At 50.2% G+C, this 8,399-nt stretch carries 7 protein-coding genes, 1 tRNA gene, 1 rRNA gene and 1 other RNA gene; all 10 read left to right on the top strand.

Features of this window, described 5'->3' with window-relative positions; translation table 11 throughout:
- Positions 1-226 precede the first annotated feature (226 nt).
- A complete protein-coding gene (dcuS, locus tag C508_RS0102705; protein ID WP_018702000.1) occupies positions 227-1,837 on the top strand; it encodes a DcuS/MalK family sensor histidine kinase in 1,611 nt (536 codons plus the stop codon).
- A 31-nt stretch (positions 1,838-1,868) separates the two neighbouring features.
- Positions 1,869-2,573, top strand: coding sequence for a response regulator (locus C508_RS0102710; RefSeq protein WP_026319315.1), 705 nt, complete (start codon positions 1,869-1,871; stop codon positions 2,571-2,573).
- Between the two features lie 231 nt (positions 2,574-2,804).
- Entirely contained in the window at positions 2,805-4,193 is a 1,389-nt protein-coding gene (locus C508_RS0102715) for a PhoH family protein (protein ID WP_018702002.1), read from the top strand.
- 89 nt (positions 4,194-4,282) lie between these two features.
- A tRNA-Ser gene (locus C508_RS0102720) sits at positions 4,283-4,372 on the top strand.
- 65 nt (positions 4,373-4,437) lie between these two features.
- Positions 4,438-4,537: signal recognition particle sRNA small type (ffs, locus tag C508_RS19760), an RNA gene on the top strand.
- 98 nt (positions 4,538-4,635) lie between these two features.
- Positions 4,636-6,369 carry a DNA polymerase III subunit gamma/tau gene (gene dnaX / locus C508_RS0102725; protein WP_018702003.1) on the top strand — a complete coding sequence of 578 codons (1,734 nt, stop codon included), beginning with the start codon at positions 4,636-4,638 and terminating at the stop codon, positions 6,367-6,369.
- Entirely contained in the window at positions 6,369-6,701 is a 333-nt protein-coding gene (locus C508_RS0102730) for a YbaB/EbfC family nucleoid-associated protein (RefSeq protein WP_018702004.1), read from the top strand. Before dnaX ends, C508_RS0102730 begins: the two co-directional genes overlap by 1 nt.
- Before the next feature lies 1 nt (position 6,702).
- Positions 6,703-7,299, top strand: coding sequence for a recombination mediator RecR (gene recR / locus C508_RS0102735; RefSeq protein WP_018702005.1), 597 nt, complete (start codon positions 6,703-6,705; stop codon positions 7,297-7,299).
- Between the two features lie 75 nt (positions 7,300-7,374).
- Positions 7,375-7,638 (top strand): pro-sigmaK processing inhibitor BofA family protein, encoded by a 264-nt coding sequence (locus tag C508_RS0102740; protein WP_018702006.1) that lies wholly within the window; start codon positions 7,375-7,377, stop codon positions 7,636-7,638.
- A 324-nt stretch (positions 7,639-7,962) separates the two neighbouring features.
- Positions 7,963-8,399 (top strand): 16S ribosomal RNA (locus C508_RS0102750); the annotation flags it as partial.

Below are 8,399 nucleotides of genomic sequence, written 5' to 3' on the forward strand. Positions count from 1 at the left end.
CCCCTTCCTATTTGACAGAAAACGATAGCAAAAATCAAAAGTCTTTTAATTTTTATAATTATCTGTGTAATGATTATTTCCTGCCAGTACTATGCCTTGTTCATGAATTAACTTAAAAGGGTGTGCGAAAAGTGATTTTATTCCGGCATCTTCCTGCAAGGTTTCTTGCATGGAGGCGAGGGATACGTTACAATTTGAAAAGAGAATGAATTTTTGGAGGAACGAAATGGAGCTGGACCGGCGGGTACCCTTGCAAGCCAAGATTGTTGGTTTGGTGTTTTGTGTTGTAGCGGCTGTTATTATGGTGACTATGCTGCTGATTTCGCGCAGCATTAATACAGATATTAAAAACTCCATTGGTTCCCAAGCCATGAGCGCGGCGCGCATGGTGGCGAAGGATTCGGTGGTGCGGGAAGGGCTGACAGGCAAACGAGATCCCAAGGACATTCAAGTTTATGCCCAAGATATGCTGGAAGCGGCGCAGGTGCGCTTTATTGTCGTCACTGACATGGCCGGTATTCGCTACTCCCATCCCAATCCGGAATTGGTTGGCCAGCGTTTGACCGGCGGTGACGAAGGGGATGCCCTTTCCGGCTATGAGTATATTTCAGAGGCCGAAGGTACGCTGGGCTATTCGCTGCGCGCGTTTACTCCGGTATACGATGAGGAGGGGCGGCAAGTCGGCTCGGTTCTCGTGGGTATCTTGCTGACGCATGTTCAGGAATCGGTGCGGGAGGCTTTGAAGGTTTTGGTGGTGGCATCCGCGTTGGGTTTGGTGATCGGCGTTACCGCAGCGTGGTTGTTAGCTCGTAATATTAAAGAAATACTCTTTGGGCTGGAGCCGTGGGCTATTGCGAAGCTGCTGGAAGAACGCAATGTTATGCTGCAGTCGGTGCGTGAGGGCGTTATTGCCGTGGATGCGGATGGGCGGATTACCGTCATTAATAGTGAAGCTAGGCGCTTGTTGCGGCGGGCTGGCTGGACTGGCGATCCCATTGGCAGGGAAGTGGAATCCTGTATGCCTGGTTCTGGCCTGCAAGTAGTGATGGAAGCCGGCAAGGCGGACTTGGACCGGGAACAGGAGCTGTACGGCATTCCTATTGTTGCCAGTCGTGTGCCCCTTTGGGTGGAGGGGCGTGTAGTGGGAGCTGTGGCGACCTTTCGCGATAAAACGGAGTTAAAACGTTTGGCGGAAGAACTGACAGGCGTGCAGGCCTATGTTGATGCGTTGCGTTCGCGGGGGCATGAATTCATGAACCAGCTTCATGTTATATTAGGGTTGGTGCAAATGCGGCATTATGAGCAGCTGCGAGCGTATATCAGCCGCATTGCCTCGGATTCGCAAGAAGAGGTATCCTATGTGGATCGGCGCATAAGAGATTCCGTATTGGCCGGGTTTGTTTTGAGCAAGCTCAGTTTAGCTCGGGAACGGGATATTGAAATGTGCTTACATGAAGATACAGAAGTGGATGTGAATTTTGACGAAGATACGGCGCACGAATTAGTAACCATTTTAGGAAACCTGATTGAAAATGCATTGGACGCAGTCAAGCATTCGGCGCGCAAAGAGGTAGTGCTGGCTTTAAGCACAGATGCCAGCGGTTTGTATATGGAAATTGAAGACAGCGGCCCAGGGATTCCTAAAGAAATTCAAGAGACCTTATTTGTGCAAGGCGTTTCCACAAAAGCGGCGGATCGAGGCTTTGGCTTGGCATTAGTACAGCGGAGCTTGGCCCGTTTGGAAGGGACGATTCAATTTGCTCCAGCGCCGCAAGGGGGAACTGTCTTTTCCGTTTTTATTCCGGCTAGAGCGGAATGGCAATACGATAACAGTTGAGTTCAGAGACTAAAGAAAGCGAGTGAAGACGATGATTCGAGTTTTAATTGTGGAAGACGACCCAATGGTTTCAGAGCTGAACCGGTGCTATTTGGAGCGGATTGAAGGCTTTCAGTTGGCCGGGATCTGCCGCGATGGGGAAGAGGCGCTACATTTTTTGCGCGAAAACAAGGTGGACTTAGTGTTGCTGGATGTGTTCATGCCTGGGATGAATGGTTTAGAACTGCTGCACAAAGTGCGCCGTGAGGGTCACGGCGTGGATGTTATTTTGGTGACTGCCGCGAGGGAACAGCGCAGTATCCAAGAAGCCTTACGGCAGGGGGCTATCGATTACTTGATTAAACCGTTTCAATTTCTGCGCTTTCAGACAGCCTTGCTGGATTTCAAAAAACGCCAGGAATGGCTGCGGCGGGAAGTCCCCGTCAATCAAGGGGAATTGGACCGACTGTTACAGCGGGGCAGCCGGGTTACGGAAGAGGGCGGCGAATTGCCTAAAGGTCTTGATCGCAACACGATGAAGCGCATTTGGGAGGCCATTTGCCAAGTGGATGGTGAGTTTACGGCAGAGGAAATGGCAAAGATGGTGGGTATTTCACAGGTTTCCATCAGGAAGTATTTGAAATACCTGCAACAGATGGAATTATTGCTGTTTGAGATTCATTACGGCTCGATAGGCCGTCCTTTATATCGTTATCGACAAAATGCGGAAGCTACCGTGCCGTCGTTCCTTGTATAAGGTATTGTTTTAGTCTTTTATACTTAGAAAAGTTACTTATATTGGATTTTATCCTCTAATCGCTTACAATAAAAAAGCAATGTATATATTCTCCTCCTAAGTCTTCGTGTGGCAAGATGGATTTGCTATGCGAAGACTTTTTGTTTTGCAAATCTTAACATAGCCAAGCAGGGAGTTGCGGATCGAAAGCAGAACGTCTTGTGTAGAGCCAGCAGCAAAGGAGGAAAAAACATGGAACGAGTGTATGTGATTGATACCAATGTTTTGGCTTATGCGGCACAGGCCTTGTTTGCTTTTCAAGAGCACCTGGTAGTGCTGCCTGAGGTGGTCATTGAGGAATTGGATCGGTTTAAGAGAGAAGCTTCTGAGCGGGGCGCCAACAGCCGGGAAGTGATTCGCATTTTGGATCGGCTGAGTCAACAGGGAGATTTGGCGGAGGGAGTCGGCTTAAATGATGTGGGCGGGCGATTGCGTATTGAAAGCGGGGAGTTTTCTGCTCGTCTGCCTGCGTTTTGGCATGCTGACTTGCCGGATAATCGGATTTTGCAAATTTGCAAAGGCTTGCAGGAAGCAGGGCAAGATGCGGTGCTGGTTAGCCGGGATACGGCTTTGCGTATCAAAGCCTCTGTTATTGGACTACCAGCAGAGGATTATCGTCATGAAAAAGTGGTTTCGGTGGAAAAACAGTATACTGGGAGAGCTGAGGCGTATGCGGCGGCGGAGGCGATTAATCAGTTTTATTTGGATCGCAGGCAATGGTTGGACCCGGACTGTCTGAAAGTGTATGATGTAGAAAAACAGCAATTGACACCGATTCAAGATTTGGTTGTCAATCAGTTTTTAGTCGTGCGAAATGTAGAAAATGGCAGACATACGGTATTAGGTCGTTTTGACGGGCGCAAAGTAGTTCGTTTGCAGCATCAGCATCAAACTCTTTTTGGCTTAACGCCTCGCAGCGTAGGGCAGATTTTCATGCAGGAATGCTTAATGATGGATGCGGAGGAAGCGCCTGTGTGCATTATTCGCGGGCAGGCGGGGACCGGAAAAACGTTGTTTTCTTTGGCTGCTGGCTTAGAGGAGATTATGGAGCAGGAACAGTCGCGGTATCAGCGTATGCTGATTTGCCGTCCCAGCGTGGCGATGGAGGATATTGGCTTTTTGCCCGGCGGGGAGCGCGATAAGATACATCCTTATATGAGAGGGATGTATGACAACCTCTTTACGCTTCTCAATGGGGTACGTACGGAAGGCCGCAAGGAGCGAAAGCAAATTGAAGATACAGTAAAAATGCTATTGGAAGACGGGACTATCTTGATGGAGGCTCTTGCTTTCCAGCGCGGCCGCTCATTGCATAAATACTTCTTTATTTTGGACGAAATGCAAAATTCGACACCGGTCCAGGCCAAGACAATTATTACCCGCTGCGGGATGGGGACGAAAATTGTCATTCTTGGTGATCCAGAGCAGATTGACAATCACAATCTTTCCGAAAGCGTCAATGGGTTAGTATACGCAGGAGAAAAAATGAAAGGAAGTCCGTATTGCTATCAAATCACAATGCTGCCGGAAGAATGCGAGCGCAGCCCGGTGGCAGCTGATGCGTCGCAACGTATGAGATAGGGGGGGCAATTTGGGCAACTAAAAAAGATATAGCCTAAGGTGTTGCTTTTTGTTCTTTTATTCGTTATAATACTACAAGTGTAGAGCTTGGAGAGATGTCCGAGTGGTTGAAGGAGCACGCCTGGAAAGCGTGTGTAGGGGAAACTCTACCGAGGGTTCGAATCCCTCTCTCTCCGCCATTTTTTTGCGGAAGAAACTTTATAATATGTGGCTGTGGATGTTTCCAGGGCCGGACCACGGTAGCCATTGGGTCCTGCGCAATAGGAATCCATGAACCCCGCCAGGTCCGGAAGGAAGCAACGGTAAGTGGGCCCTCTTATGTGCCGCAGGAGCGCCTGGTGACTGCCGTGGTCCGACCTTGTAAACAAAACAATTTTAAGCAATCGAAAGCAACCCAATGTGGTTGCTTTTTTCGCTATATTTATCCAAAGGAGGAAAACCTATGGCCTATGTTGCCTTGTATCGCCGCTGGCGACCGCAAGATTTTGACAGCTTAGTGGGGCAGGAGCATATTCGGATTACGTTGGAAAATGCCATACGTTCTGACAAGATTGCGCATGCTTATCTTTTTGCAGGCCCTCGCGGGACTGGCAAGACCAGTACGGCGAAGATTTTTGCAAAGGCGCTAAACTGCGTGCAGGGACCAACTCTGCATCCGTGCAATACCTGCTCCTCCTGCGTAGGGATTACCGACGGTTCTTCCATGGATGTGGTGGAAGTGGACGCGGCCTCCAATCGTGGCATTGATGAAATCCGCGACTTGCGAGAAACTGTGAAATTTGCTCCGGTAGAAGGAAAATACAAAGTCTACATTATTGATGAAGTGCATATGCTAACAACCGAGGCTTTTAATGCACTCTTGAAAACCTTGGAAGAACCTCCGAGCCATGTGGTTTTTATTTTGGCGACAACAGAACCCCATAAGATTCCGGCAACCATTCATTCGCGTTGTCAGCGCTATGATTTTCGGCGAATTACCCAAGGGGACTTGTTAGTGCGTTTGCAAGAGGTAGCGACAGCTGGCGGCATGAACGTAGAAGAAGATGCTTTGCGTCTTATCGCCGCTCAGGCCGATGGCGGCTTGCGGGATGCGCTAAGCTTGTTGGATCAATGCGCTTCCATGGCGACGGATGGGCATGTTTCAGAGGCCTTAGTGCGTAACTTGCTAGGATTGGTAGGGCATGAATGGGTCTGGAGCATGACGGAGCGTCTGGGGAAAAAAGACGCGGCGGCGCTCTTGGAAGGATTGGAAGAAATGCTGTCTTTGGGGCGGGAAGCCAAGCAGATGGCGGTGGAATGGGCTGGCTATTTGCGCGATGTCATGCTGTATCAGGCGGCGCCTGGTATGGAAAAATGGCAGGAGGGCAGTGGTAGCATGCGGGAAAAGCTGGCAGAGCATGCGCAACAATTGCCCCAAAGTGCGATTATGCAGGCGGTGCGCCGTCTGGGCGAAGCCATTCAAGAGGCGCGCTGGGCTGTGGACGCCCGTATTCCCCTAGAGATGGCATTGCTAGCATTATGCCGAGGCGAAGAGGAGCATGGAAATTGGGACAGCTTAGCACAGCGGGTACAGGCTTTAGAAAAGGCCGTAGCTCAGGGAGCAGGGGCTCAGTCGCCGTTGAGGGCGGCGATGGAGCCAGCGCCTGTCAGACATTTTGAAGCGCCGCCAGAGCTAGTAAGAAAGTCAGAAGCGCCTGCTGCGACCAAAGTGACGAGCGCGACTTCTTCCGTGAAACCTTCAACGCCCGCTCCGCCGGCGGCCGCTGCGCCAGCGGTTAAACCGGCTGTAGTTGCGGCCGCGCCGCCAGTCTCCGGAGATTTGTGGCAGCAATTTTTAAAACGCCTTATGAGCAGCGGAAAACGTTCTGTATATGCTTGCGTTTCACAAGGGCAGTTGGTAAAGGCGGAAGCCGGTATTATTGTGCTGCAGTTTACGGCGGCGTTTCCTTGTGAAAGGACGGCCAAGGATGATTATCGAGAGATTGTAGAAAATTTATTTGCAGAACTTTGTGGTCATCCGGTACAATTACAATGTGTCCAGGGTGTTGCAGGAGCGGCGCCAGCGGCGGTCAAGACGACGCCGACAGAGCCGGATTGGGGAAATCCGGCTTTACGAGAAGCAATGAAGATGTTCCCTGGGAAAGTGCTCCCACAGGAAAAAAAGGAGGATGTATAATGTTCGGAGGCGGAAACATGGGCCAAATGGCCGGCATGATGAAAAAAGTGCAAAAGATGCAGGCGGAAATGGCTAAAATGCAAGAAGAGCTTAAACAGCGGACCCTCGAAGTCAGCGCTGGCGGCGGAGCGGTAAAGGTAGTTGTAACTGGAGAGAAGAAAGTGGTTTCGATCAAAATTGCTCCTACGGCGGTAGATCCGGAAGACGTGGAAATGCTGGAAGACTTGGTGACGGCTGCTGTTAATGAAGCCTTGACCAAGGTGGATGATCTTATGGCGCAGGAAATGGGCAAGTTGACTGCCGGCATGAATTTGCCGCCAGGATTGTTCTAAGATGCAGTATATTGCGCCTCTGGCCAAATTAGTAGAGCAATTTCGTTCTTTGCCTGGGATTGGCGCTAAGTCGGCTGTACGCTTAGCGTACCATGTCTTGGAGATGGATCGGAGCAAAGCGGAAGGCTTGGCTAAGGCGATCATGGAAGCAAAGGCCAAGGTGACGTACTGCAGTATTTGCTTTAATATTACCGATCAGGACCCTTGCGCTATTTGTCAAAGCGAGGGACGAGACCGCAGCGTTCTTTGTGTTGTCGAAGAACCCCGGGATGTTATGGCGATGGAGCGGACGCGAGAATTTCGGGGGCTGTACCATGTGCTGCATGGGGCGTTATCTCCCTTGGAAGGCGTAGGTCCTGATGATATCCGCATTAAGGAACTGCTGCAGCGTGTAGGTGCGGAGCCGGTGACGGAAGTGATTATGGCTACCGACCCGGATGTGGAAGGGGAAGCAACGGCCATGTATGTGGCGAAGCTGTTAAAGCCTCTTGGTATTTCCGTAAGCCGAATTGCTCATGGCTTGCCTGTAGGCGGCGATTTAGAATACGCTGACGAGGTTACCTTGGGGAAAGCGCTGGAGAATCGGCGCTCTATGTAGCGTGTAGACTAAAAACCGCACAAGAGCTCTAAGGGCGCTCTTGTGCGGTTTATTGTAGGAAAGAGAGGTGCGATTATGTCTATCAGTGTGATTCTTGCTTTTGTGGTGGGGTTATTGGCGCTGTATATCTTGTTTCGCGTGTTTACCCTGCCAGTACGCATTTTCTGGAAGCTTCTATATAATGGTATTTTAGGCGGCATTTTACTCTGGGTGTTTAATTTGGCGGGAAGTCTGGTGGGTTTTAAGCTGGCGATTACCCCGATTACCGCGTTAATTGCCGGGTTCTTTGGCTTGCCAGGAGTTGTATTGTTGGTGCTTTATCAGCTGTTTACGCATTAATTGCCGGAACGAAAAGAAAAGTTGAAAGTTGTGGTTGACAGAGGGGGCGAGGCAATGGTATACTCATCAGCGTTGCTTCGGGGAACACCCCAGCAGCCAGCAGCAAACGCCGCGCAAGCAGCGAATGAAAAAGCCGGTTGACAAGGCAAGCGCAATGTGGCATAATAAACCACGTTGCCGCTGAGAAACACAAGCGACACAAGTGCTCCTTGAAAACTGAACGATGCAAACAAGCCAGATGTGCGAGGCAACATTTGCCGCAAAGCGAAGGAAGTCAATTAAAATTTCTTTTTTAAACTAAGAGCTGACATCAGTTCTTCGATTTTATCGGAGAGTTTGATCCTGGCTCAGGACGAACGCTGGCGGCGTGCTTAACACATGCAAGTCGAACGGTCCAGAATTTAACACCGAGAACATACTGCTTGGGAAAGCCGAGCGGTGGCGAGTAAAACGAGCCACCACACATACATAAAGTGATTACCAAATAGGTGTTTTGGGTGTTAAATTCTGGATAGTGGCGAACGGGTGAGTAACGCGTAGGCAATCTGCCTTCTAGATGGGGACAACATCCCGAAAGGGGTGCTAATACCGAATGTTGTACCGGGTCCGCATGGACAAGATACTAAAGGTGGCCTCTGAATATGCTACCGCTAGAAGATGAGCCTGCGTCTGATTAGCTAGTTGGAGGGGTAACGGCCCACCAAGGCTTCGATCAGTAGCCGGTCTGAGAGGATGAACGGCCACACTGGGACTGAGACACG

The organism is Anaeromusa acidaminophila DSM 3853 (assembly GCF_000374545.1).
In the GTDB taxonomy this organism is placed as follows: domain Bacteria; phylum Bacillota; class Negativicutes; order Anaeromusales; family Anaeromusaceae; genus Anaeromusa; species Anaeromusa acidaminophila.